The following is a 218-nucleotide window of genomic DNA, read 5'->3' on the forward strand; positions in this document are numbered from 1 at the left end:
ATTGGTGTATTCATACCAATAATTCCAACTTTAATTCCACCTTTTTCAACAATCGTATATGCAGGAAGAAAACGCTCTCCATTTTCCTTATAAATGTTTCCTGCTAACGTCTTTCCCTTATATTGCTCACTGACTTTTTTTAATGTATCTAATCCAAAGTTGAATTCATGATTTCCAAATGCCCAAGCATCATATCCCATTGTATTCATCGCTACCAT

Annotated in this window: 1 pseudogene; it reads right to left on the reverse strand. The window is 33.9% G+C overall.

From position 1 onward, the window contains the following. Positions 1–218 (reverse strand): annotated as a pseudogene (locus tag JDS82_RS29510) (hypothetical protein); the annotation flags it as partial.

The organism is Bacillus cereus group sp. N14 (assembly GCF_016483555.1).
Classification (GTDB): Bacteria; Bacillota; Bacilli; order Bacillales; family Bacillaceae_G; genus Bacillus_A; species Bacillus_A wiedmannii.